A 23103-nucleotide genomic window follows, 5' to 3' on the forward strand; every position below is an offset into this window, starting at 1 on the left:
TGGTGCTAAGGTGGGTTTGAAAGTTTTCTTTATTCATTTTATTGCGCTGTCTTAGTGTTCATAGCTTGGGTTTTATTAGAATAAATAGTACAGCTGTGTATGTGCTGTTGTTTACTTACTCTTCGCCACACTTCGTCAGCCTTGAAGGTTACTATGCCCTAAAGGACATTATGAAAAAATACTTATTAAGCGTAGCGGCAGCGACTCTATTTTTCTCTTTCCCCTCTGCCAACGCGAAAACTGATATTGATGCATTTTTAGACGCTGAAAAACAGGCGCGCTATGGCAATTATCAAAATTTTAAAGAAGCGGTGGATTCATTGTCTCATCCGCTTAAACCGTATGTTGAAAAAGCCTATTGGGAACGTTACCCCAGCTTAGCCCATCAAACAGAGATAGAAAATTTTCTCACTGTTTATGAACATACGCCATTAGAGTGGCCAGTGCGTAAAGCATGGTTAAACTATTTAAAACGCAGAAATCAAAAAGCAGCGTTTATTAAAAACTACCGTGAAACCTCTGACAGTGAGCTTACTTGTACCCACCTTACTTTTCAGCTTGATCTTGGTGCGCCTAAAAAAGCAATACTCAATCAGGTAACCGACTTATGGACAGTGGGTGAGTCGCAGCCAAGTGAATGTGATGGCCTTTTTAAACGCTGGCGTCAAAATGGTTATTTAACGCCCGATGTTGTTTGGCAACGAGTCACTTTAGCGGCACAAGGTGGGTCTTATCGTTTACTGCCTTATTTAAAAACATTGTTGCCAGCCAATGAGCGCTACTTAGCCGATTTATACTCAAAAGTAAGACGTGACCCAAGTGCAGCGGCGGGGTTATACCGTTATAAGCGCAAAACAGTGAAAGAGGGTGAAATAGCGCTTTATGGTATTAAGCGTTTAATTTGGCGTGATAAAGAGTTGGCATTAAAGGCATGGCAAAAAATTGAGGGGTTATTTGATTACACTGATGATGAAAAAGCGGATGTATATTATACCTTTGCGCTTTCATTGGCGTCGAGCGGCCATAGCCAAGCTAGCTTCTATTTAAATAAAGTACCCAAAGAGCGCCAAGATCGTAAATTAATGCAATGGCAGTTAGCTAATCTACTCAAAACCCAAGATTGGGAGGGAATTGCGGCATTTTTTACAGGTAAAGAAAATCTTAGCTTAGGGCAACAGTATTGGCTTGCTTATAGTTATGACAAACGCGCAGATCATGAAAAAGCCAAGGCAATTTGGACTAAAGTGGCCGCTAATCGTGATTATTACGGCTTTTTAGCCGCTGCGCGTTTGGGCATACCGGTTGATTTAAATGAGTTGCCCGTTAATGTAAATCAAGCTTTAGTAACAAGAGTGAGTAACGCACCGGGCTTTAAGCGTGCCAAAGCCTTGTATGAGTTAGAGCGCTTTACTGCTGCTCGACGCGAGTGGAATTATTTAACTGATACCTCAGCTGATGATGAAAAATTAGCTGCGTCGGTACTTGCAGCCGAGCTGGATTGGTTTGATAGTACTATATTCACCTTAGCAAAAATAAAAGCATGGGATTATGTGGATTTGCGTTTCCCTTTTGCATTTCAAGAAATGTTTGAGCGTTACAGCAAGCGAAGCAAAATTGACCTAACTTGGAGTATTGCTATTGCACGTCGCGAAAGCTCATTTGCACCTGATGCGCGCTCCCATGCAAATGCACGCGGGTTAATGCAGCTATTACCGAGTACGGCAAAGTATATTAATAAAGGCACGGTTTCTAATCGTCGTTTGTATCAACCAAAAACCAACATTCGTCTCGGGACTCGTTATTTACAGTATTTAAAAAAGAAAAACCACGGCAATGAGGTGTTAGCTACAGCATCTTATAACGCTGGGTATCATCGTATTAAGCGTTGGTTACCAGAAGAAGCAATGCCGGCTGAGCTATGGGTTGAACTTATTCCTTACAGAGAAACCCGAGATTATGTAAAAAATGTATTTGCTTATCGGCAGGTTTATCATACTCGCCTTGGTCGGGAGGGAAACCTTCTAGCCCCCATATTAGAAATGACGATGGGCGGATAGTAAAAATAAATCTACAACCACAGAGGGATATTTACACAGTAAGTATCCCTCTTTTTTGAGCGCTTTGTGTATAAGTGGTAGACTCAAAGCAAGTTAAATTTAACAGATGGGTTTATTATGGAAAAATTAGCCGTTTTATACGCCGAACATATTGCAACATTGCAGCAGCGTACACGTACTATTTGTGAGCAAGAAGGGTTAGAAGGATTAGTCATTCATTCAGGCCAAGCTAAGCGCCAATTTTTAGATGATATGTATTACCCGTTTAAAGTTAACCCCCATTTTAAAGCGTGGCTACCGGTTATTGATAATCCACATTGCTGGATAGTGGTAAATGGTAGCGATAAGCCAAAACTTATTTTTTATCGTCCAATTGATTTTTGGCATAAAGTACCTGATGAGCCAAGAGATTTTTGGGCAGAATACTTCGATATTGAATTGTTATTACAACCTGATCAGGTTGAAAAGCTACTACCTTACGATAAAGCTAAATTTGCCTACATTGGTGAGTATCTCGAAGTAGCACAAGCACTTGGTTTTAGTATTATGAACCCTGAGCCAGTACTTAACTATATTCATTACCACCGTGCTTATAAAACGCAATATGAACTTGAGTGTTTACGTAATGCGAACCGTATTGCGGTTGATGGCCATAAAGCAGCGCGTGATGCGTTTTTTAATGGTGGTAGCGAGTTTGATATTCAGCAAGCTTACTTAATGGCAACGCGTCAAAGTGAAAACGAAATGCCATATGGCAACATTGTGGCCCTTAACGAAAACTGCGCTATTTTGCACTACACCCATTTTGAGCCAAAAGCACCACAAACGCATAATTCATTTTTAATTGATGCGGGCGCTAATTTTAATGGTTACGCTGCGGATATTACCCGTACCTACGACTTTAAAAAGCAGGGTGAGTTTGCTGACTTAGTTAACGCTATGACAGCGCATCAAATTGAGTTAGGAAAAAGCTTAAAGCCAGGTTTACTGTATGGCGATCTGCATATTGATTGTCATAACCGTATTGCTCAGCTATTAAGTGATTTTGATATTGTTAAACTACCTGCAGCTGAAATTGTTGAGCGTCAAATTACCTCAACTTTCTTCCCGCATGGACTCGGGCATCATTTAGGTGCACAGGTTCACGATGTGGGTGGTTTTATGCGTGATGAAACAGGGGCACATCAAGCGCCACCAGAAGGCCATCCATTTTTACGCTGCACTCGCTTAATTGAGAAAAACCAAGTGTTTACTATTGAGCCAGGTTTGTATTTTATTGACTCTTTACTGGGTGATTTAGCACAAACAGACAATAAGCAGTTTATTAACTGGGAAAAAGTCGAAGCGTTTAAACCTTTTGGCGGTATTCGTATCGAGGACAATATTATTGTTCACGAAGATAGCCTAGAAAATATGACGCGTAATTTATTACTCGACTAAATCCTTATTAAAGACGAGTTAGCCAATACGCGCTAAAATAAACGGATACAAAGGGGCCTTTTGGCCCCATTTTTTTAATTAAAGCCTAAGTAAGTGCTATGTCTGAATATAAATACCCAGCCGAAGCTGTATTTCATCAAGAAGAAATTAAAAAAAGTACCTTTATCGTTCATATAGGTCACACGCCCGATCTAAATGCTGCGAAAGCCTTTATTAAAAATATTGAAGAAAAATATAGTGATGCACGCCACAATTGCTGGGCACATGTTGCAGGTAACCCAGGGGGCAGCCATGTTTATGGCTTTTCTGATGACGGAGAGCCCAATGGCACCGCCGGTAAACCCATGCTCAATGTGCTAGTGGGCTCAGGCTTAGGTGAAGTGACCGCTGTGGTAACACGTTACTTTGGAGGTATAAAGCTCGGTACGGGTGGGCTGGTGCGTGCTTATGGTGGTTCACTCAATAATGCCTTAGCAAAACTACAAACCGTGGTGAAAGTGCCGAGCGCTGAGCTGGTGGGCTTTAGTGAATACAGTATGCAAGGGGCGATAGAGCAACATTTAAAAACGAACTTTCAGGTACTTAATATTGAAAAGCAGTTTACTGCAAATATTGAGTGGACTATTACCATTGATAGTCGCCAAGCGCAGCAAGCCATCAAAGATATTTTTGATTTAAGCCACGGCGCAGTTGAGTTAACAATCAAAGAGTAATAGTCTTACATTCATCCCATTTAATGATTAAACATTAAATTTCGAGTCATACAGTAGTTATTTTAATTTACTAATAAAAAAGCGATACGCTCAATGCAATTTCGTACCATCATAAAAATTCTTGGCCAATTGGTTGCGCTATTCAGTATTACTATGGTGCCACCAGCGCTAGTGTCTTTAATTTATAAAGATGGTGGAGGGGTGCCGTTTGTTTTAGCCTTTATATTCAGTGTTGTTATTGGCTTAATGGCTTATTACCCAAATAGGCATGAGCATGGCGATTTAAAAGCCCGCGAAGGCTTTTTAATCGTGGTTTTGTTTTGGCTAGTACTAGGCGCGTTTGCCTCCTTACCGCTGGTATTTTTACAAGAACCCAATCTCTCTTTGGCCGATGCCGTGTTTGAAGCCTTTTCTGGCTTAACCACTACAGGAGCTACCGTACTGACCGGTATAGAGTATCTGCCTAAATCGGTCTTGTTTTATCGCCAACAATTACAGTGGTTTGGTGGTATGGGGATCATTGTATTAGCGGTAGCAATCCTGCCAATGCTTGGCGTAGGTGGTATGCAGTTGTATCGGGCTGAGATTCCAGGCCCCGTAAAAGATTCCAAAATGACCCCGCGTATAGCCGACACCGCTAAACACCTTTGGTATATTTATGTGTCTATTACCCTTGCATGTACTTTGGCGTATTGGAGCGCTGGCATGAATTGGTTTGATGCAATTTGCCATGCTTTTTCTACGGTGGCTATTGGTGGTTTTTCTACTTATGACGCTTCAATGGGGCATTTTGATAGCCCAGTAATTAACTTTATTTGTGTGTTCTTTTTAATTATCGCAGCCATTAACTTTTCTCTGCATTATGCTGCTGTAGCGAGTCGTAATATTAGTGTCTACATTCGTGACCCTGAATTCAAAGTGTTTCTATGTATTCAGCTCGCGCTGGTGGTGATTTGTTTCACGGTACTTTCATCTCACGATGTTTATGCCAATGGCGATGAAACCCTCGATCAGGCATTGTTTCAAGCTGTATCTATAAGCAGCACCGCAGGATTTGCCACAGATAACTTTTCTGCTTGGCCTTTGTTTTTACCTATTTTATTAATATTCTCTAGTTTTATTGGTGGCTGTGCTGGTTCAACTGGCGGCGGTATGAAAGTAGTGCGCGTGTTTTTACTTTATCTACAAGGGGTGCGAGAGCTAAACCGCTTAGTGCATCCTCGAGCTATATACTCTATAAAGTTAGGACGAAAGGCGCTACCAGATAAAGTAGTTGAAGCGGTATGGGGTTTTTTCTCGGCTTATGCACTAGTCTTTATTATTATTATGTTAGCGTTAATGGGCACCGGGTTAGACAATATAACGGCATTCTCAGCAACGGCAGCGTGTTTAAATAACCTTGGGCCTGGTTTAGGTGATGTTGCTTCTCATTATGGCGCTATTACCGATACTGCAAAATGGATATTAACCGTGGCAATGGTATTTGGTCGTTTAGAGATATTTACCTTACTTGTGCTATTTACCCCAACATTTTGGCGTGGATAACGTTATAAATATCAGGAAGGAAATATGCGAAAAACCAATTTGGAAAAGTTAAACCAAATCGTCACGGGTGGCATAGTTGATTTAGAAATCCTCACCCCCACGAGTAGCCGACGCGTAAAAACAGAGTTTATAGGCTTATTAGAAAATAAGTTTATTATTTTAAATTACCCCAATGCAAAACGGCTCCCCATGGCAAGTGATTATTTACGCGATGGTGTGATGGTGGTGGTAAGAGCGCTTATAGAGGGCAGTGGTGGGCATGTTTTAGCGTTTCGTCAGCAGCTTATGTCTGTAGCATCTCACCCAGCTAAGTTATTGTTTATCGACTATCCTTCACAAGTACAGCTATTTGAACTGCGCTCGCAAGCGCGTATACCGACGCTGTTTCCTGCCAAGTTAAAATTATCGGATGATCGCCCTTCCTTTGAAGGCGTTATAAAAGATATTTCGTTAACGGGTGTTATGTTTGATATTAAAACAACTCAAGAAATCGACGACATTAAAGATATGCGTTGCATCGTAGTGTTTGATGAAGATACAAAGCACGAAGGGCAAATATGCAGTGTGAAAAAACATGCTAAGGGCATATATTGCGGAATTCGATTATTTGCCAGTGAAGAGCAAATGAAAACCCTGATGGGGGATCACTTCATTGACCTTAGTGCACTTGAAGTTGAAATTGTATAAGGCCTGTTATCTTTCGACGCTGAACATTTTACAATTCTAAAATATCAACAAGCTCTAACATTTTCGCTCTTTTGCAACAAATAGCCATGTGTTGTTGTTATTTTTAAAAGCCATTTCAAATTTATTTTATAAATTCATTAAAAACAATTAGTTAAATATGTTTTTTATTCTAATTTTTTGTTTATAACAAAATTAAACTCAACTCACCTTCCTTTTTGTTTATTTAATCCTCTTTTTTAGTGGTTGCTCACCGACTGTGTGGGGTTTTCCCTAAACTCAACTCTTTGATTTTTATTGTTTTAATTTTATTGCCTTATCTACTGTTGCTAAAAAGCAACAAAATAACGAGTTAAATAGCGCCATTTTCAGCTAGTTGCTGGTTAATTTATTGAAAATTATGGTTTTTATATTTTTGGCATCGAAGTTGTAATAGTCAGGCTGTATAGAACGAAACGTGATTTAAAGTAAAACACTTAATCGCATAAAACATAAACTTTGAAGGAAGATTGATTATGAAAAGCATTAATAAAACTTTAGCACTTATCGCATTAGCTTCATCATCAGTCGCTTTTGCAGCAAGCGACTTTGACACGCTAGACGTTGACGGCAACGGCGCAATCAGTCAAAGCGAAGCATCGGTTGATGCAAAATTAATGAGCATGTTTTCAGAGCTTGATACTGACCAAAACGGTGAGTTATCAAAACAAGAGTTCTCTAAAGCATAACCCTAAGCTATTAAAGTTTTGGGAGTTAAAAGCTCCCTCATTATTTAAACGATTTTAAGGAATACTCATTATGAAAACATTACACAAAACATTTGCACTTATCGCTCTTGCTTCTTCATCAGCTGCCTTTGCAGCGAGCGACTTCGACACACTAGATACCGACGGCAACGGTGCTATTAGCCAAAGCGAAGCATCGGTTGATGCAAAATTAATGAGCATGTTCTCAGAGCTTGATACTGACCAAAACGGTGAGCTATCAAAAGAAGAATTTTCGAAAGCATAAGGCAAGGCTAAGTATATTCTGAGTTGCCAAAGACAACCTAAATAGGCAGGGAAGCCTATGAAAGAGAATAACAAGGACCGTGATAGCCAGACACAATTTTTTGATAAACCATTGCATTACATTTTGAAGGATTAAATTATGAAAACATTACATAAAACATTTGCACTTATCGCGCTAGCTTCTTCATCAGCTGCTTTTGCAGCAAGCGACTTTGACGCGCTTGATACTGATGGTAACGGTGCTATTAGTCAAAGCGAAGCCGCTGTAAACGCTGATTTAACAGCCGCATTTACTGAGCTTGATACTGACGGTAATGGTGAGCTTTCTAAAGCTGAGTTTGCAAACTTTTAATTTTTGACTTTTTTCATTGCACAGGGATCTCAGAAAAGGATTTCCCTCTTATAGGAGACTTATTATGAAAGCATTAAACACAACACTTGCGATTTTAGTATTAGCGTCATCATCAGCAGCTTATGCAGCGGTAGATTTTGCCTCTTTTGATAGTAATGGCGATGGTGTAATTAGCCAGCAGGAAGCCGCCGCTAATAAACAACTAATGAACATTTTTGATGATTTAGATACCGACGGAAATGGTGAACTTTCTAAAGAAGAGTTTGCAAGAGTACAATAAGTATTAACTCATCATACTCCACTAAAGCCGCTTAATAGTCAGCGGCTTTTTTGTGCTTGTTAGAGGCTATATTTAAGTTGGAGAGAGAAGCTTCTTGGCTTACCATAACGATATTGGTTATAGAACCCAATTTGACCGTAATAATGCTTATCAAATAAGTTATCGATATTTAGACTAACAGATAACTGCTCATTCATTTGATAATCTGCCATTAGGCTTGCAATACCATAGCTAGGCTGGTTTACCTCAACAGCGCCATAAACAGGGTTTTTAACTTCGTCATAGCTGTTGCTTTGCCAGCGATAGCCTCCACCCAATTTTAGATTGTCTAATGCACCTGAGAGTTGATAGCTAGTAAAAAGTTTAAATTGATCGTTTGGGTTGGTGGTATTTAATACCGTATTATCCGGTTTTTCGCCTTTACTATGGGTATAGCCAAAATAAGCGTTCCAGTTATCGGTTAATTTTCCGTTGATTTCTAGCTCGTAGCCTTGAGTTAATGTGCCGTTAATGGGCTTGTAGATGGCCTGAAGTGTTTCTACAATGGTATCGCCCGTGTACTCGCCCACATTATCTTGATAAATTTTAAATCCAGAAAGGGATATGTCTAAACGTTCATCAAGTACAGAAGCTTTTATGCCAAGTTCATAATTCTTACCTTCAATAGGGCTTAAATAATTGCCATTTTTATCAACTCGACTTTGTGGTGTAAAAATATCAGTGTAATTAGCATACAAAGCCCAACTCTGTGTTAGTTCATAAGTTGCTCCAAAATAATTAGTTAGTTCATCACTTATTTTGTAATCATGCTTGCGACCAAAATTATCTTGATTGGTTTGCCATTGATTTAACCGGCTTCCAACAATTAAAGACAAGGCATTGGTTATATTTAGTTGTGCAGCAACATAAAGCGCATCTTGTTTAGTTGTGCCATAAGCGCCGTAAGCCGCTTCTGACTGCCAAGTTGGTTTTGCAATGCTATAACTAGAGTCAGTGAAATCGCCGATAACATAGTCACTTTGTTGGCTAGCATAATAAGGGGTCGAAAACTGTTGCTCTTGGGTATTATAACCAAATAGCAGTTGGTGACTTTGGCCCAGCCAATTAAACCGACCATTGAGTTCGACCTCATAGGTATCCTGCGTTCTGTTCGCATCAATATAGTTTATAGAACCTGGCATCATTCCAGTGTTGTTTATAGGATCGGGCTCTCCTTTTATCCAAAACACATCATAGTCTAGGTCGTTATCACCATAGACATAATTAGCGGTTAGCTGCCAGTTAGCATTAAAGTAATGCTCAAGGCGAATAAACGCATTAAGTGCATCGGTTTGAGAAGATGCCCAATCTTGAGCCGTTGAAGCATCTCTGTCATAAGCTGTACGGGAGCCATCACTATAAAAAATAGGCAAACCACCTGACATTGTTCCTTTAGGAGTTGTCGATTGATTATCAACAGCAAGAGTCAATAAAGTACTGTTAGAAAGATCTGCCTCAATAATGCCATATAATGTTTGACTGGTTTGCGAAAAGCGATCTTGATATGAGAGTCTATCTTGATAAGCAACAACAGCTCGTCCTCTTATACTTTCACTATTATTTATGCTTCCCGACACATCCACCATCGCGCGGTAGTTGTCCCATGAGCCTAATGAAGCAGTAAGATTTATTTGAGTGTTTGCAGTTGGGCGTTTACGTATCAAATTAATTGCTGCCGAAGGGTTACCCGCGCCCAGCATTAACCCCGTTGCTCCTCTAACTATTTCGATACGATCATAAATTGCGGTATCGGTTAGGTTATCTCCATAATTAAAGCGGGTGTCATAGGTGGTCGCTATGCCATCATAAAGTATGCTGGTGACACTAATACCTCGGGCTGAAATAGAAAACTTACCATTATCTGCTTCTCGCGCATTTATGCCTGTCACACTGGTTATAGCTTCAATTGCGGTATTTAGTTGTTGGTCTGCCATGAAGTCGCTTGTTATCGCTATCGTTGATTGCGGCGTTTGCAAATGTGATAGCTCAAGGCCAGTTGCAGAGCTCATAGAATTAACTCTATAGCCCTTCGCTTGCTCTCCGATTACGGTTAACCTTTCGATACCTTCGCTAGTGTGGGCGAGCGTTTGAGTTGAAACTGTTGAAAGTAAAAGGCCAACCAGAGTGTAATGAGTTATGGGAGAATTTTTCTTTGAGAGTAGGTGTATCATTTGAAATCCATTTTTATTTAAAAACGTGAAATTAACTTTTCACATCTGTAGATGTCGCTGCTTGATAATCGAGCAAGAAGAGACTAATGGATTTTTCTTAGTTAGTAAATGCTTTTGATAATGATTTTCATTTAGGTTTGGGTGTTCTCCTTTTTACTTACAAGCGGGTTGTGAATAAAAAGGAGGAATTACTTATAAAAAGATTGCGCTAACTTGGAATAACTTTTCAACCACGTTAATGTGCTTTTTATCAATTAAGAACATGATTACATGATCGCCTGACAAAATAATTGTATCGTCATGGGCAATCAGTACATCGTCATTTCGCACAATTGCACCTATTGTGGTACCTGCAGGCAATTTAATATCGGCAATTGCGCGACCTACCACTTTAGAGGTATTTTCATCACCATGGGCAACCGCTTCTATGGCTTCTGCAGCCCCTTTACGCAACGAGTACACGTTTACAATATCACCACGGCGCACGTGAGTCAGCAATGCAGAAATAGTCGCTTGTTGTGGTGAAATCGCAATATCAATTTCGCCGCCCTGTACTAAATCAACGTAAGCGCCTCGTTGAATAAGTACCATGGTTTTTTGTGCCCCCATGCGTTTTGCGAGCATAGCCGACATTATATTTACTTCATCGTCGTTGGTAACGGCAATGAAAACATCAACCTGTTCAATGTGTTCTTCAGAGAGCAGCTCCTGATCGGATGCATCACCACAAAATACCACTGTGTTGTCGAGCATTTCAGAAAGCTGTTCGGCACGCTCTTTACTTCGCTCTAGTAACTTAACGCTGTGGTTTCTTTCCAGTGAACGGGCTAGACCTGCACCAATATTACCGCCACCGGCAATCATGATTTTTTTATACGAGCGTTCCAGCTTTTGTAGCTCGTTCATTACCGCACGAATGTGTTTGGTTGCGGCAATAAAAAATACTTCATCGTCGGCTTCTATTACGGTGGTGCCTAAGGGTTTTATCGCTTTACCTTGGCGGTAAATAGCGGCTACCCGAGTTTCAACATTAGGAATATGCTGCTTAAGTGTAGATAGGGCATAGCCTACCAATAAGCCGCCATAGTAGGCTTTTACAGCCACTAAAGAGAGCATGCCATCGGCAAATTGCAGTACTTGTAATGCGCCAGGGTAGTCTATTAGGCGGCGAATATACTTAGTAACGAGTGCTTCTGGGGCTATGTAATGATCGACAGGTAAGTCATCATTATGAAAGAGTTTTTCGCGGTATTTTAAATACTGCTCAGAGCGAATACGGGCTATTTTGGTCGGTGTATTAAAAATACTGTAGGCAACTTGGCATGCCACCATGTTAACTTCATCTGAGCTGGTCACCGCAATAATCATATCGGCATCTTCAGCCCCTGCGCGACTTAACACGTCGGGGTGGGCGCCGTGGCCTGCAACACCTTGTAAATCGTACTTATCTTGCAGTTCGCGCAAGCGGTTACCGTCGATATCAACTACGGTTATTTCGTTTTGTTCACCCACTAGGTTTTCTGCGAGTGTGCCGCCAACTTGCCCAGCACCGAGTATGATTATTTTCATTATGTACCCGTATTATTAATACTAATTACATCAAAGTATTAGCTACCTCTAAACTGAAGTAGCTAAATGTGTTGCCTAGGCTTTTTTAACTAATTTAGCGTAGTAAAAACCGTCACTTTCGCCTGGTAATAACTGCAAGCCTGGTGTGGTTTTAGTGTCTTCGCTGTGCAAAGGAATATGCTCTGCGTCTTCATTATTAGCTAAAAACTTAGCAACTTGTTGTTGGTTTTCTTGTGGAAGCACCGAACAGGTTGCATACACCAATGTACCGCCTGGCTTTAACAATGGCCAAATGCTGTCGAGTATATCGCCTTGCAGGGTCGATAAATCGTTAATGTCGGATGCGCGACGTAACCATTTAATATCTGGGTGACGACGAATTACGCCAGTTGCAGAGCAGGGTACATCTAACAAAATACGATCAAACTGTTCTTCATCCCACCAAGTGTGAGGTTGCGATGCATCACCACATTGTAAGTCGGCGCCCAAACCTATGCGTTCTAGGTTTTGTTTAACACGTTCTAGGCGTGTGGCATCGCTATCAAGCGCAAGCACATCTGCGTCGGCAAGCTCTAAAATATGGCAGGTTTTACCACCAGGCGCTGCGCAGGCATCGAGTATTGAATCACCATTTTGTGGGTCTAGATAGCGTGCAGCAAGCTGCGCTGCCGCATCTTGTACTGAACAGGCACCGGTATCAAACTCAGGAAGTGAAAACACATCGCGTGGTTTGCTTAGTTTAATGCCATCAATAAAATCAGGATTTAGAGTATGTTCAATATCGTTAGCGGTTAGCATTTCGCTATATTCTTGGGTGCTAAACTGCGATTGATTCACTCGAAGCCACATTGGCGCTTGTTGCTGATTAGCTTCTAGAATGTCTTCCCAGCTATCTGGGTAGGCTTCTTTTACTTGCTTTATAAACCAGTTTGGATGGTTGTATAAACACACTGGAATCTGTTTGGCTTTTTCTTCAAGCTCAACTTGTTGGCGCTGAAAGCTTCGTAAAATGGCGTTAATAAGCCCTTTTAAGCCAAGAGCGCGTAATTGTTGTAACGCATTAACTGTTTCGCTAATTGCTGCATGCGGCGGTACACGCATGTGTTGTAGTTGGTAAATACCCACATACAACAAAAACTGGAAAATACGGCGTTTGCCTTTAAGCGGTTGTTCTACTAAATGCTGGCAATAATTTTCTAGGCTAGGTAGGTAACGTAATACTCCATAGCAAATTTGCTGCAGTAAGGCTTTATCTTTAGGAGATAGGCCTTGGCTAGCGAAAGGGAGTTCTTGATTAAGCGATGCGCCTTTATCAACCACGTTATATAAAGTTTCAGCGGCTAGCGCTCTGACATTGCTTACATTACTCATTATTTTCGCCTAATACGGTGCCGGGTGTGACCCAGTCGCTACGACCGTTTAAAAAATCATTAATTGCCATTGGCTTTTTGCCTTGTGGTTGTAATTCGCCAATAGATAAAGCGTGTTTACCACAAGCCACAACGATACCGTTTTTATCACTTGTTAATACAGTGCCAGCTGCGCCTGATTGTTCAACCACGTGTGCTTGGTATATTTTTACCGTATTACCACGCATTTGGGTAAAGCATACTGGCCATGGGTTAAATGCACGAATGTTACGCTCGATTTGCTCGGCATCCATAGACCAATCAATGTTGGCTTCGTCTTTTGAGAGCTTTTTAGCGTAATTGGCATCAGCATCGTTTTGTGGCTCAGGCGTTATGTCCCCGTTGGCTAAACGATTTATGGTGTCGATTAATGCATCAGGTCCCAGTTCAGCAAGCTTAGTGTATAAGCTTGCACTGGTTTCAGTACTATCAATAGGGCAGCGGCTAATATGCAGCATATCGCCGGTATCTAGCCCTTCATCCATTTTCATTATGGTTACACCGGTTTGCTGATCGCCTGCCCAAATAGCGCGTTGAATAGGTGCGGCGCCACGCCAGCGCGGTAAAATAGAACCATGTACATTTAAACACCCTAAACGTGGGGCATCTAAAATGGCTTTAGGTAAAATTAAACCGTAGGCAACGACAATCATGATATCGGCATTGAGGCTGCTTAGCTCTTCAAGTGCGTCGTCTGTTTTGAGTGATTGCGGTTGAAAAACGGGTAGGTCATGTTCTAATGCAAGCGCTTTTACTTCACTGGCTTTTAGTTTTTTTCCGCGACCCGCTGGACGATCTGGTTGACTGTAAACGCCCACGATTTGGTGTTTACTATTTATGAGTGCTTGCAGATGGCGTGCAGCAAAGTCCGGCGTACCGGCAAATATAATGCGTAATGGTTGTGTCACTGAGTTTCCTAATTATTTACTAAGGTGCTTATTACTGCGCTGCAAACTTCGCTTCTTTTTCAAGCTTTTTACGAATGCGTTGGCGCTTTAATGGAGATAAATAATCAATAAATAATTTACCTTGAAGGTGGTCAAGTTCATGCTGAATACAAATCGCTAATAATTCGTCAGCATCAAGAATAAATTCTTTACCTTCTTCGTTCAGTGCAGCTACGGTAACGGTTTCTGCACGGTCAACTTTTGCATACGAATGAGGAACTGATAAACAGCCTTCTTCGCTCACGGTTGAGCCATCTTTTTTGATAATTTGCGGATTGATAAGCACGAGTGGTTCATTGCGCTCTTCTGATACGTCGATCACCACAATACGCTGGTGAATATCAACCTGTGTAGCAGCAAGCCCAATACCATTTTCATCGTACATAGTTTCTAGCATATCTTTGACAATTTCACGCACTTGATCGTCAACAACAGTTACTTCTTTTGCGATTGTACGTAAACGTTCATCTGGAAATCTTAAAACTTCTAACCTAGCCATAGTTACCTTTTACACTTATGCTTAAATTTAGGGTATTGTATGTTCTTATTTTAGCCATTCACGTTCCCCTTTAACAGGTTTTGGTTAATAATAATGAAAAAACACTATGAGGAAGCTCAATGAAATCTCCATTAATTGCAATTATACTTGCATTAGGTGCAACTTTTCCTGTGCTGGCAGATGTACTAACTATAAAAAAAGATGCACCTAAACAGTATGTTGTGAAAAAAGGTGACACGCTTTGGGATATCTCAGCTATATATCTAAACGAACCTTGGTTATGGCCTGAACTATGGCAAATGAATCCACAAATAGACAACCCTCACCTTATTTATCCGGGAGATGCGTTAGCATTAATTTACGATACAGACGGTAATCCGCGTTTAGTGATTAATAAAGCGTATCGAAAGCTATCACCTATGGGACGTATTACGCCAAAAGGGAAAGATGCGATAACAACTTTACCTCTTGCGTTGATTAAACCGTATTTGTCGTTTGAGCAAGCTATTAACAGCGATTCGATAAAAGAAAAGCCCTATATTTTGGGCGCCAACGAAAATACCAAAACCCAAACTATTGACCATATTTTATATGTAAAAGGTAACTTAAAACGTCATCAGGCATATGCTATTTATCATAAAGGTGCGCCTTATACTGACCCTAATACCGGTGAAGAGTTAGCGAGTAGAGCATCTTATGTGGGTATGGCTCGTGCATTTAGAACAGGTGATGCGGCCAATGGCGAACCTGCCTCAGTAAGAGTTGAATCAGTAAAACGTGAGATCAAACAGGGTGACTTTTTATTACCTGCAATGGAAGGGCAGATGCTGCCAGTATATTTTGAGATGCATCGTCCTGAACAGCCAATGCAGGGTCAAGTGATTGCTTCTCCGCGCGAGGTGAGAGAATTTAGCACGATGGATGTAGTGGTGCTAAACTTAGGTTCAGAGCAACAAGTTAAAGTAGGTCATGTACTGGATATTGAACGTCAGTCACCTAAGGTGATTGATAGTGCCAGAGGCCCGCGTTATACCGAAGATTCAAGTCGTTTAGAAAAATTGGTATCGGCTACTAGCGAATTATTTGGCTCAGAAACCGATGAAGATAGCGTTACTTGGAAAATGCCAGCAGAGAAAGTTGGTGAAATGATTATTTTTAAAGTGTATGACAAAGTTAGTTATGCGCTGATCACTAAAAATCAGCACCCAATTCGCATTGGAGATTTGGCAGTAATTCATTAAGTAGCGAGTCGGTGTTCTAGGAGGGAACATGGAGCAATCGTTTGGCAAGCTAAGCCATTGGCTTGCCTTTTACTTATGCAAAGGGCTTGGAATAAAAACGCTATTAGCCCTCTCTAAGCAGCACAGTTTAGAGTCGCTGTTTTCCTTATCGCATTCCCAGCTGGTTATGTTGGGCTTAACAGCGAGTCAAGCAAGCAATTTACTTAATACAAATTGGCAGCAAGTTGCGCATTATGAACAGCTTATTAGCCAGCAACATATTATTGTTATTAGTATTTTTGATACCACCTACCCAGAACACCTAAAACAAATAGCCAGTGCGCCATTATTACTTTTTTGTAAAGGCGATATTAGCTTACTGTCTTCTCCACAAATTGCGATTGTTGGCAGTCGAAATGCAACCACCACAGGACTTGAAATTGCTGCAGAATTTGCACATCAGCTAACGCTTGCTGGCATAACAGTAACCTCTGGTATGGCGCGTGGCATTGATGGTGCTGCCCATAAAGGAGCGCTGGCAGGAAATGGTAAAACCATTGCCGTACTAGGGACTGGGGTTGATGTTTATTACCCTAAACGCCATAAGTTACTTACAGAGCAAGTATTAACACAGGGTTTATTGGTAAGTGAGTTTTTACCGGGCACCGCGGCCAACGCGCATAACTTTCCACGACGTAATCGTATTATTTCAGGACTCTCTTTAGGCGTTTTAATTGTTGAAGCCGAAATTAAAAGTGGCTCACTGATCACCGTACGTTATGCGCTTGAACAAAATAAAGAGGTTTTTGCGGTGCCAGGCTCAATTAAAAACCCGCTGGCACAAGCAAGTCATTTTTTAATTAAGCAAGGTGCTAAGCTGGTAGAAAACGTCGCCGATATTCTTGATGAGATGAACTTTTCATACCCTTCTGGTCTAAACTATAAAGAGTTAACTGATGCTGTAACCTCAGATTGCGAGGTGCTTAACAGTATTGGTTTTGAGGTGACCAGTGTGGACGATATTATGCGTCGAGTACAGTGGCCAATTGATAAAGTACAAGCGCGATTGCTTGATTTAGAGTTAGACGATCAAATTGAACGTGTATTAGACGGCTATATTAAATTAAGCGCTGGAGGATAATATGTTTGATATTCTCATGTATTTATTTGAAAACTATGTTCACAGCGAAAGTGATGTATTTGTTGAGCAAAGCACACTTACCGATGAGTTACTCCGCGCAGGGTTTAACAAACCCGAAATTAACAAAGCCATTGACTGGTTAGATCAACTTGCCGCATTACAATACAGCAATGAATCGCCTTATTTATTAGCCACTCCACAACATGCAGTGCGTATTTTTACCGACAGTGAGTGCCAAGTTCTCGACACCGAGTGTCGCGGCTTTTTAATGTTTGTTGAACAAACGGGCGTTATTAATAGCACCACTCGTGAAATGGTGATGGACCGTTTAGCGGCGCTTGATAATTCAGCTATTACTTTGGAAGATTTAAAATGGTTAATTCTTATGGTGTTATTTAACGCCCCTGATTCTCAGCAGGCGTATGAGCAAATGGAAGATCTTATTTTTGATGAGCCCAGTGAAGTGTTACATTAACAGGTTCACGACTAATGATGTGAGTAATCATTATTGCGTGTTTTATTATTTTCAGCGTTAACAAACCGACTGCCATAGCTTGTATCTTTAAGGGTTTTGGGTATATTAGGCGAAAATTCACCAACCACTAGGATTTACATGAGTAAAATCGATCATTCACTTTTCTCGGCTAATAAACACGCCTTAGAAAAAGAATATGAGATATGCCCGCAATGTGGTTCAGAACTCGTCATTCGTAATAGTAAATCTGGGCCTTTTTTAGGCTGCGCGAGTTACCCTAAGTGCGATTTTATTCGCCCGCTTGCACATCATGATAGCAATGAAATCAAAATACTTGAGGACAGCGAGTGTCCAGAGTGTAGCAAGCCGCTGGTGGTGAAAAATGGCCGCTACGGTATGTTTATTGGCTGTACCGGTTACCCTGAATGTCATTATATTGCCAGTGAGCATGACAATACGCCAAGTGAAGAGCCTGTGATTAGTTGCCCTAAATGTAAAAAAGGCCACTTGGTTTCACGCAGCAATAAATTTGGGAAAGTGTTTTATTCTTGCGACTGTTACCCAAGCTGTAAATATACGCTTAATCATAAACCTGTAGCTCAAGCGTGTCCTGTATGTGACTGGCCAGTTGTTACTGAGAAAAAAACCGCGAGTGGTGTTGTGTTACAATGCCCACAAAAAAGCTGTATGCATAAGTTTGCTGCCACTGAATAACGTAAATATCTCTGGAGACAATTTTGTCTGACCTTTCTTCTTTATCTGCTGCAATAACTAGCTTAGAACAAGGCGATGTTATTTTATACCCAACCGAAGCTGTTTATGGCCTTGGTTGCGACCCTGACAATCAACAGGCGGTGGAACGTTTATTGAGTATTAAACAACGCCCCGTTGAAAAAGGGCTTATTTTAATTGCTGACAATTACGGGCAATTATTAAAATACGTCGATGACGCTAAGCTGCCTATGGATAAACGTGCCGATATTTTTTCAAGTTGGCCAGGCGCACTCACTTGGGTGATGCCTGCAGCTAAGTCTACCCCAAAGTGGTTAACAGGGCAGTTTGATACTATTGCAGTAAGAGTAACTAACCACCCTACAGTTAAACGTTTATGCCAACAGTTTGGTAAACCACTGGTATCAACAAGTGCTAATTTAACCGGCCAAGCAACGGTAACAAGTATTGTTGAAGCTCAGCAGCAGTTTGGCGAGCAGGTTAGTTTTTATGTTGATGAACCATTAGGTGGTAATACGCAACCAAGTACCATTAAAGATGCCATGACTGGCAATGTATTTAGAGGTTAACGATGCAAAGCGAATTATTAAAACAAGTAAAAGCGTACTTTATGGCTTTGCAAGATACCATTTGCCAAGGCTTAGAAGCAGCAGACGGGAAAGCACAGTTTGTTGAAGACAGCTGGCAGCGAGAAGAGGGCGGCGGTGGTCGTACTCGCGTTATCACCAATGGTAATGTGATTGAGCAAGGGGGGGTTAATTACTCTCATGTATTTGGTGCCTCTATGCCGGGCTCTGCCACTGCACATAGACCTGAGCTTGCTGGGCGCAGCTTTCATGCGTGTGGTGTATCGTTAGTGATTCATCCTAAAAACCCGCATATACCAACAAGCCATGCCAATGTACGCTTTTTTATTGCCGAAAAAGAAGGTGAAGAACCGATTTGGTGGTTTGGTGGTGGTTTTGATTTAACCCCGTTTTATCCTGTACTTGAAGATGTAGTGCATTGGCACCAAGTTGCGCACGATGTGTGTCAGCCATTTGGTGATGATGTTTATCCAAAATATAAAAAATGGTGTGACGAATACTTTTATTTAAAACATCGTGATGAAACTCGCGGCGTAGGCGGCTTATTTTTTGACGATTTGAATGAGTTAGGTTTTGAGCAAAGTTTTGCATTTATGCAATCGGTGGGTAATGGCTTTTTAGATGCTTACGTTCCTATTATTGAGCGTCGCAAAAACGATAAGTACACCGAACAACAACGCGACTTTCAATTATATCGCCGTGGTCGTTATGTTGAGTTTAATTTAGTCTGGGACCGCGGCACATTATTTGGCTTACAAAGCGGTGGCCGAACTGAATCTATTTTAATGTCGATGCCACCTTTAGCCCGTTGGGAATATAACTATACCCCAGCCGAAGACAGTGCAGAGGCATTACTATATAAAGATTTCTTAAAGCCACGTGATTGGTTAGCTCTAGGCTAGAAATTGTCCGCCAGTCAATAAACTACTTATTGACTGGCTTTTAAAGTTATTGTTTTAGTTTAAAGCTTCGTACCTGCTCATCTAACGAGCGAGCTAAATTGAGTAACTCTTCACTGACTTTTTGATTTTCATCCGCATCTACTAACGATTGCTCTGCATTATCACTGATACCAACAACGCTTCTGTTTATTTCTTCCGCGGCTAGATTTTGCTGCTCTGTTGCATCGGCTATTTGTATATTTAGCTCATTTATTTCATTCATTTGGCTAGAAATATCTTTTAAAGCCTGTGCAACTTGTTGTACTTGTTGCGCTCTTTCGTCTGCCTCCGCACAGGACTCACCCATGGTTTTAACTGTTTGCGCTGCTTCTGATTGCAACTTATCTATAGTACGGCGTATTTCATCGGTAGAGGCATGAGTTCGGGTTGCTAAAGTTCGTACTTCATCAGCAACAACGGCAAACCCTCGGCCTGCTTCACCTGCACGGGCAGCTTCAATGGCTGCATTAAGTGCTAATAAATTTGTTTGCTCGGCGATACTGCTGATCACCTCAAGCACTTTACCCACTTCAAGCGTTTGCTCTTGCAGTTGTCTCACTTGATCTGCCGCTTGGCGTACATCTTCAGCTAGTTGATTTATACTGAGTTCGGTTTGCTCTGCAACCTGCATGCTTTGCTGTGCTAGCTCATTACTGTTCTCAGATTTTTCTTGAGCAAAATGTGTGGTGTTTCTGACTTCATTAGATGAGCTTTCTAGCTCATTAATTGCTGCGGCTACCGAGTCGGTACTTTTCTTTTGTTCTAAAATAGCGCGCTCAGTAGTATCGGCAGAAGTATAAATTTTCTCTGCTGAATGAATAAGCACTTTTGAAGAGTGAGATACCTGAGCAATGTTATCTTTAAACGTAGCAATCATTTGGTTAAAACTAGTGGCAAGCCAGCCGAGTTCATCTTCGGCGTTATCTTCAATGCGTAAGGTTAAATCTTTATTAGTAGTGGCTAGGTGCATTGCATGGCCGAGCTTTTTAAGGCGCACTATAAATATTTTTCTAAACACTATACCTAGCAGCACAAAGGCAATAATAAAAATAGTAGACAGTAGGCTGGTGGTTATTAAGGTGTTGTAAGTTACCTCGCTATCAATATCGGCTAAGGAATAGCTAATTTTTACCACACCCAGTACATCGCCTTCTTGTGCTTGATGGCAGCCTAAACAGTTTGTACCTTTATAATCAGAGCTCGCATACATCGGGCGTAGGTAGGTCATACTGCGGCTATCAGTGTTTTGCTCTATAAATAAGCTTTCTTTACCCTGCAGTGCTTCGCGTTCGTTGTTATTAGTTGCTGTTTGGTTTTTATTTCCGGCCCCATACAGTTTATTAACTATATCGGAGCGAATAATATGAGCATCTTCTATATTAGGGTGTTTGCGTAGCTTTTGGCTCAATAATTCTCGATTAGCCATAGTACCCGTTAGCATCATGGTGTTTATTGAATCAAAATAGTTATCGGCAAGTAGCTTAATATTTTCTGCCACCGTATCTTGTGCGAGCGTGCGCTGTTGACTCGCACTACTAAAAATACTGGCTATGAGTACTATAATGCCGGTTAATGCTAACAAAGCATAAATTTTATGTTGGATTGATTTCACACGCGCCACGCTTTTCTAACTATTTAATAGGGTATTATCTTTATTTTAGAAAAGCGGGTTTTGACTTAGCGCAAATAATCCCCAATTAAAGAACGGGATAGATTAATGCTGATTAATCATATGACTGGCAAGCTGTGCCAGTGATTGGCGTAAACCTTCGCGTAAAACGGGGTTATCAATTTCTATGTCTAAGGTTTTATTCATGCAATACATCCACTGATCACGTAAATCTTGATCAATAGGAAATGGCATATGACGTTTGCGCAGCATTGGATGGCCATGTTTTTCTACAAATAAGTCTGGGCCACCAAGCCAACCCGATAAAAACTCAAAAAATACTTGGCGAATTCTATCTAATGGTTGAGGATGCATATCATATAACGGTTTAGCGTATTCATCGCTGGCCATTATGTCGTAGAATCTATTGGCAATTGCACGCGTGGGCGCTTCTCCGCCGATGATTTCATACGGGGTTTTCTCTGGCGTAGGCGCTTGAGTGGTTGTAGACGGCTTTGATCTTGAAAAGAGTCTTTTAATCATAGTTTTATCATCGTTAATAGGCAGTACTAAAACTGCAAAGAGGTTGTTTAAAATGGACAAATATGCGGTTTTTGGAAATCCAATCAAACATTCAAAATCTCCCAGCATACATCAGCAGTTTGCTAAGTCATTGGGAGAGCAAATCGACTATAGCGCAATCTTAGCACCTATCGATGAGTTTGAAAAAACAGTCGCGACTTTTTTTGCGCAAGGGGGCAAAGGCGCAAATGTCACTGTTCCTTTTAAAGAGCAGGCCTTTGCTTTAGCCGATGAACTAACCCCAGTGGCTAAACTTGCAGGCGCAGTAAACACCCTTAAAAAGCGCGATGATGGTACCTTACTCGGTGATAACACCGACGGCATAGGCTTTGTGAACGATTTACTAGCGAATAAAATAATAATAACAGGTAAACGCCTGCTGATCATTGGTGCAGGTGGCGCTGCCCGTGGTGTTATTTTACCTTTACTTGAGCAGCAGCCTAAAGAAATCATTATCGTTAATCGCACTGCACATAAAGCCCAAACTTTGGCAAAGCTCTTTACTGGGCACGGCAATGTTTCGGGGTATGGTTTTGACGAACTTCCTGAAGTTGATTATCACTTGGTTATAAATTCAACCTCGAGCAGTATGAATAACGAGTTACCTGCACTAAATTCTAAGTATTTAAGCGCATGTGAAATGGCTTATGATATGTTTTATGCGACGCAAAATACGCTATTCATGAATTGGGTCAGCGAACACAACAAAGCGGCTAAGCTATTAGATGGTAGTGGCATGCTAGTAGGCCAAGCCGCACAAGCTTATTATGTATGGCGAAATAAAATGCCGGACATTGTTCCCGTTATTATTGCACTAAAGCAGGGAGTACTTAAATGAATCAAGCAATACAGTTTATAGACCGACTCGAATTTAGAGAACCCACTCATCAATTAGTTTTTTTTGCACAAGTAAGCGGAATGCTAGTTGAGTGTGTGATTGCTGTAAGTAGTTTAAATTTAGCCGATGAGAGTCATGCAACGCGTTATTTTGAACAATATCGATTTGATTACGAAGAGCGTGCCGAGCAGCTAATCGAAGACGAAAGCTATAACTCGGCAGGGCAAATAGAAGTGAGTTTACTTAATTAAGCAAAAAGTTGT

General features: G+C 41.1%; 24 protein-coding genes. 17 read left to right on the forward strand and 7 right to left on the reverse strand.

The window, feature by feature from the left end; all coding sequences use genetic code 11:
• Nucleotides 1-170: 170 nt before the first annotated feature.
• The 9 genes from ABZP26_RS00055 to ABZP26_RS00095 all read left to right on the forward strand — a co-directional run bounded on the left by ABZP26_RS00055 (nucleotide 171) and on the right by ABZP26_RS00095 (nucleotide 8081).
• On the forward strand, nucleotides 171-2057 hold the full coding sequence (locus ABZP26_RS00055) for a lytic transglycosylase domain-containing protein (protein WP_024601481.1): 1887 nt from the start codon (nucleotides 171-173) through the stop codon (nucleotides 2055-2057).
• Nucleotides 2058-2174: 117 nt separating this feature from the next.
• On the forward strand, nucleotides 2175-3497 hold the full coding sequence (gene pepQ / locus ABZP26_RS00060; protein ID WP_013463654.1) for a Xaa-Pro dipeptidase: 1323 nt from the start codon (nucleotides 2175-2177) through the stop codon (nucleotides 3495-3497).
• Between the two features lie 98 nt (nucleotides 3498-3595).
• On the forward strand, nucleotides 3596-4210 hold the full coding sequence (locus ABZP26_RS00065; protein WP_013463655.1) for a YigZ family protein: 615 nt from the start codon (nucleotides 3596-3598) through the stop codon (nucleotides 4208-4210).
• A gap of 93 nt (nucleotides 4211-4303) precedes the next feature.
• Entirely contained in the window at nucleotides 4304-5755 is a 1452-nt protein-coding gene (locus ABZP26_RS00070; RefSeq protein WP_013463656.1) for a TrkH family potassium uptake protein, read from the forward strand.
• Nucleotides 5756-5779: 24 nt separating this feature from the next.
• A complete protein-coding gene (locus ABZP26_RS00075; RefSeq protein ID WP_368485186.1) occupies nucleotides 5780-6442 on the forward strand; it encodes a flagellar brake domain-containing protein in 663 nt (220 codons plus the stop codon).
• Nucleotides 6443-6954: 512 nt separating this feature from the next.
• A complete protein-coding gene (locus ABZP26_RS00080; protein WP_368485187.1) occupies nucleotides 6955-7167 on the forward strand; it encodes an EF-hand domain-containing protein in 213 nt (70 codons plus the stop codon).
• A gap of 70 nt (nucleotides 7168-7237) precedes the next feature.
• Nucleotides 7238-7450 carry an EF-hand domain-containing protein gene (locus ABZP26_RS00085; protein WP_013463659.1) on the forward strand — a complete coding sequence of 71 codons (213 nt, stop codon included), beginning with the start codon at nucleotides 7238-7240 and terminating at the stop codon, nucleotides 7448-7450.
• 138 nt (nucleotides 7451-7588) lie between these two features.
• A complete protein-coding gene (locus ABZP26_RS00090; protein ID WP_016900038.1) occupies nucleotides 7589-7801 on the forward strand; it encodes an EF-hand domain-containing protein in 213 nt (70 codons plus the stop codon).
• A 64-nt stretch (nucleotides 7802-7865) separates the two neighbouring features.
• The gene (locus ABZP26_RS00095; protein ID WP_016900039.1) at nucleotides 7866-8081 is read left to right on the forward strand and encodes an EF-hand domain-containing protein; all 216 of its coding nucleotides are present in this window, start codon (nucleotides 7866-7868) and stop codon (nucleotides 8079-8081) included.
• Between the two features lie 59 nt (nucleotides 8082-8140).
• On the opposite strand, the gene ABZP26_RS00100 is transcribed toward ABZP26_RS00095, so the two are convergent.
• The 5 genes from ABZP26_RS00100 to def all read right to left on the reverse strand — a co-directional run bounded on the left by ABZP26_RS00100 (nucleotide 8141) and on the right by def (nucleotide 14715).
• A complete protein-coding gene (locus ABZP26_RS00100; protein WP_368485188.1) occupies nucleotides 8141-10129 on the reverse strand; it encodes a TonB-dependent siderophore receptor in 1989 nt (662 codons plus the stop codon).
• Between the two features lie 354 nt (nucleotides 10130-10483).
• A complete protein-coding gene (gene trkA, locus ABZP26_RS00105; protein ID WP_008112933.1) occupies nucleotides 10484-11860 on the reverse strand; it encodes a Trk system potassium transporter TrkA in 1377 nt (458 codons plus the stop codon).
• Between the two features lie 75 nt (nucleotides 11861-11935).
• Nucleotides 11936-13231: a 16S rRNA (cytosine(967)-C(5))-methyltransferase RsmB gene (gene rsmB / locus ABZP26_RS00110; protein ID WP_033102903.1), complete on the reverse strand. Its 1296-nt coding sequence runs from the start codon at nucleotides 13229-13231 to the stop codon at nucleotides 11936-11938.
• A complete protein-coding gene (gene fmt / locus ABZP26_RS00115) occupies nucleotides 13224-14177 on the reverse strand; it encodes a methionyl-tRNA formyltransferase (RefSeq protein WP_368485189.1) in 954 nt (317 codons plus the stop codon). The genes rsmB and fmt overlap by 8 nt, the downstream gene beginning before the upstream one ends.
• Nucleotides 14178-14208: 31 nt before the next feature.
• Nucleotides 14209-14715 (reverse strand): peptide deformylase, encoded by a 507-nt coding sequence (gene def, locus ABZP26_RS00120; protein WP_013463665.1) that lies wholly within the window; start codon nucleotides 14713-14715, stop codon nucleotides 14209-14211.
• A 119-nt stretch (nucleotides 14716-14834) separates the two neighbouring features.
• Between def and ABZP26_RS00125 the strand changes: the two genes are divergently transcribed.
• The 6 genes from ABZP26_RS00125 (at nucleotide 14835) to hemF (ending at nucleotide 19772) form a co-directional block, all read left to right on the forward strand.
• On the forward strand, nucleotides 14835-15956 hold the full coding sequence (locus ABZP26_RS00125; protein WP_016900042.1) for a LysM peptidoglycan-binding domain-containing protein: 1122 nt from the start codon (nucleotides 14835-14837) through the stop codon (nucleotides 15954-15956).
• Nucleotides 15957-15984: 28 nt separating this feature from the next.
• Nucleotides 15985-17076 carry a DNA-processing protein DprA gene (dprA, locus tag ABZP26_RS00130; RefSeq protein WP_076922772.1) on the forward strand — a complete coding sequence of 364 codons (1092 nt, stop codon included), beginning with the start codon at nucleotides 15985-15987 and terminating at the stop codon, nucleotides 17074-17076.
• Nucleotide 17077: 1 nt separating this feature from the next.
• Nucleotides 17078-17551 (forward strand): DUF494 family protein, encoded by a 474-nt coding sequence (locus ABZP26_RS00135; RefSeq protein WP_013463668.1) that lies wholly within the window; start codon nucleotides 17078-17080, stop codon nucleotides 17549-17551.
• Nucleotides 17552-17689: 138 nt separating this feature from the next.
• Complete coding sequence (locus ABZP26_RS00140) at nucleotides 17690-18265, forward strand: type I DNA topoisomerase (protein ID WP_033102907.1); 576 nt, start codon at nucleotides 17690-17692, stop codon at nucleotides 18263-18265.
• Between the two features lie 23 nt (nucleotides 18266-18288).
• Entirely contained in the window at nucleotides 18289-18852 is a 564-nt protein-coding gene (locus ABZP26_RS00145; RefSeq protein WP_214553328.1) for an L-threonylcarbamoyladenylate synthase, read from the forward strand.
• A gap of 2 nt (nucleotides 18853-18854) precedes the next feature.
• On the forward strand, nucleotides 18855-19772 hold the full coding sequence (gene hemF, locus ABZP26_RS00150; protein WP_013463672.1) for an oxygen-dependent coproporphyrinogen oxidase: 918 nt from the start codon (nucleotides 18855-18857) through the stop codon (nucleotides 19770-19772).
• Nucleotides 19773-19818: 46 nt separating this feature from the next.
• On the opposite strand, the gene ABZP26_RS00155 is transcribed toward hemF, so the two are convergent.
• Nucleotides 19819-21423 (reverse strand): methyl-accepting chemotaxis protein, encoded by a 1605-nt coding sequence (locus ABZP26_RS00155; RefSeq protein WP_064663332.1) that lies wholly within the window; start codon nucleotides 21421-21423, stop codon nucleotides 19819-19821.
• Nucleotides 21424-21525: 102 nt separating this feature from the next.
• Nucleotides 21526-21963, reverse strand: a complete 438-nt coding sequence (locus tag ABZP26_RS00160) for a group II truncated hemoglobin (protein WP_013463674.1) — start codon at nucleotides 21961-21963, stop codon at nucleotides 21526-21528.
• Between the two features lie 52 nt (nucleotides 21964-22015).
• Here ABZP26_RS00160 and aroE point away from each other — a divergent pair, with 52 nt between their 5' ends.
• Together aroE and ABZP26_RS00170 are read left to right on the forward strand one after the other, a co-directional pair.
• Nucleotides 22016-22840: a shikimate dehydrogenase gene (aroE, locus tag ABZP26_RS00165; protein WP_368485190.1), complete on the forward strand. Its 825-nt coding sequence runs from the start codon at nucleotides 22016-22018 to the stop codon at nucleotides 22838-22840.
• Entirely contained in the window at nucleotides 22837-23091 is a 255-nt protein-coding gene (locus ABZP26_RS00170) for a DUF1488 domain-containing protein (RefSeq protein WP_013463676.1), read from the forward strand. Before aroE ends, ABZP26_RS00170 begins: the two co-directional genes overlap by 4 nt.
• Nucleotides 23092-23103 lie beyond the last annotated feature (12 nt).

The sequence above is a fragment of the Pseudoalteromonas sp. SD03 genome, from assembly GCF_040937955.1.
GTDB classification, from domain to species: domain Bacteria; phylum Pseudomonadota; class Gammaproteobacteria; order Enterobacterales; family Alteromonadaceae; genus Pseudoalteromonas; species Pseudoalteromonas tetraodonis.

Excerpts from the sequence above, each read along its gene's own strand:
- ABZP26_RS00075 (WP_368485186.1), top strand. The coding sequence starts at position 5,780 with ATGCGAAAAACCAATTTGGAAAAGTTAAACCAAATCGTCACGGGTGGC.
- ABZP26_RS00160 (WP_013463674.1), bottom strand. The coding sequence starts at position 21,963 with ATGATTAAAAGACTCTTTTCAAGATCAAAGCCGTCTACAACCACTCAA.
- ABZP26_RS00080 (WP_368485187.1), top strand. The coding sequence starts at position 6,955 with ATGAAAAGCATTAATAAAACTTTAGCACTTATCGCATTAGCTTCATCA.
- pepQ (WP_013463654.1), top strand. The coding sequence starts at position 2,175 with ATGGAAAAATTAGCCGTTTTATACGCCGAACATATTGCAACATTGCAG.
- ABZP26_RS00070 (WP_013463656.1), top strand. The coding sequence starts at position 4,304 with ATGCAATTTCGTACCATCATAAAAATTCTTGGCCAATTGGTTGCGCTA.
- ABZP26_RS00095 (WP_016900039.1), top strand. The coding sequence starts at position 7,866 with ATGAAAGCATTAAACACAACACTTGCGATTTTAGTATTAGCGTCATCA.
- trkA (WP_008112933.1), bottom strand. The coding sequence starts at position 11,860 with ATGAAAATAATCATACTCGGTGCTGGGCAAGTTGGCGGCACACTCGCA.
- def (WP_013463665.1), bottom strand. The coding sequence starts at position 14,715 with ATGGCTAGGTTAGAAGTTTTAAGATTTCCAGATGAACGTTTACGTACA.
- ABZP26_RS00100 (WP_368485188.1), bottom strand. The coding sequence starts at position 10,129 with ATGAGCTCTGCAACTGGCCTTGAGCTATCACATTTGCAAACGCCGCAA.
- aroE (WP_368485190.1), top strand. The coding sequence starts at position 22,016 with ATGGACAAATATGCGGTTTTTGGAAATCCAATCAAACATTCAAAATCT.
- ABZP26_RS00170 (WP_013463676.1), top strand. The coding sequence starts at position 22,837 with ATGAATCAAGCAATACAGTTTATAGACCGACTCGAATTTAGAGAACCC.
- ABZP26_RS00090 (WP_016900038.1), top strand. The coding sequence starts at position 7,589 with ATGAAAACATTACATAAAACATTTGCACTTATCGCGCTAGCTTCTTCA.
- hemF (WP_013463672.1), top strand. The coding sequence starts at position 18,855 with ATGCAAAGCGAATTATTAAAACAAGTAAAAGCGTACTTTATGGCTTTG.
- ABZP26_RS00065 (WP_013463655.1), top strand. The coding sequence starts at position 3,596 with ATGTCTGAATATAAATACCCAGCCGAAGCTGTATTTCATCAAGAAGAA.
- dprA (WP_076922772.1), top strand. The coding sequence starts at position 15,985 with ATGGAGCAATCGTTTGGCAAGCTAAGCCATTGGCTTGCCTTTTACTTA.
- ABZP26_RS00135 (WP_013463668.1), top strand. The coding sequence starts at position 17,078 with ATGTTTGATATTCTCATGTATTTATTTGAAAACTATGTTCACAGCGAA.
- ABZP26_RS00055 (WP_024601481.1), top strand. The coding sequence starts at position 171 with ATGAAAAAATACTTATTAAGCGTAGCGGCAGCGACTCTATTTTTCTCT.
- ABZP26_RS00085 (WP_013463659.1), top strand. The coding sequence starts at position 7,238 with ATGAAAACATTACACAAAACATTTGCACTTATCGCTCTTGCTTCTTCA.
- ABZP26_RS00140 (WP_033102907.1), top strand. The coding sequence starts at position 17,690 with ATGAGTAAAATCGATCATTCACTTTTCTCGGCTAATAAACACGCCTTA.
- rsmB (WP_033102903.1), bottom strand. The coding sequence starts at position 13,231 with ATGAGTAATGTAAGCAATGTCAGAGCGCTAGCCGCTGAAACTTTATAT.
- ABZP26_RS00125 (WP_016900042.1), top strand. The coding sequence starts at position 14,835 with ATGAAATCTCCATTAATTGCAATTATACTTGCATTAGGTGCAACTTTT.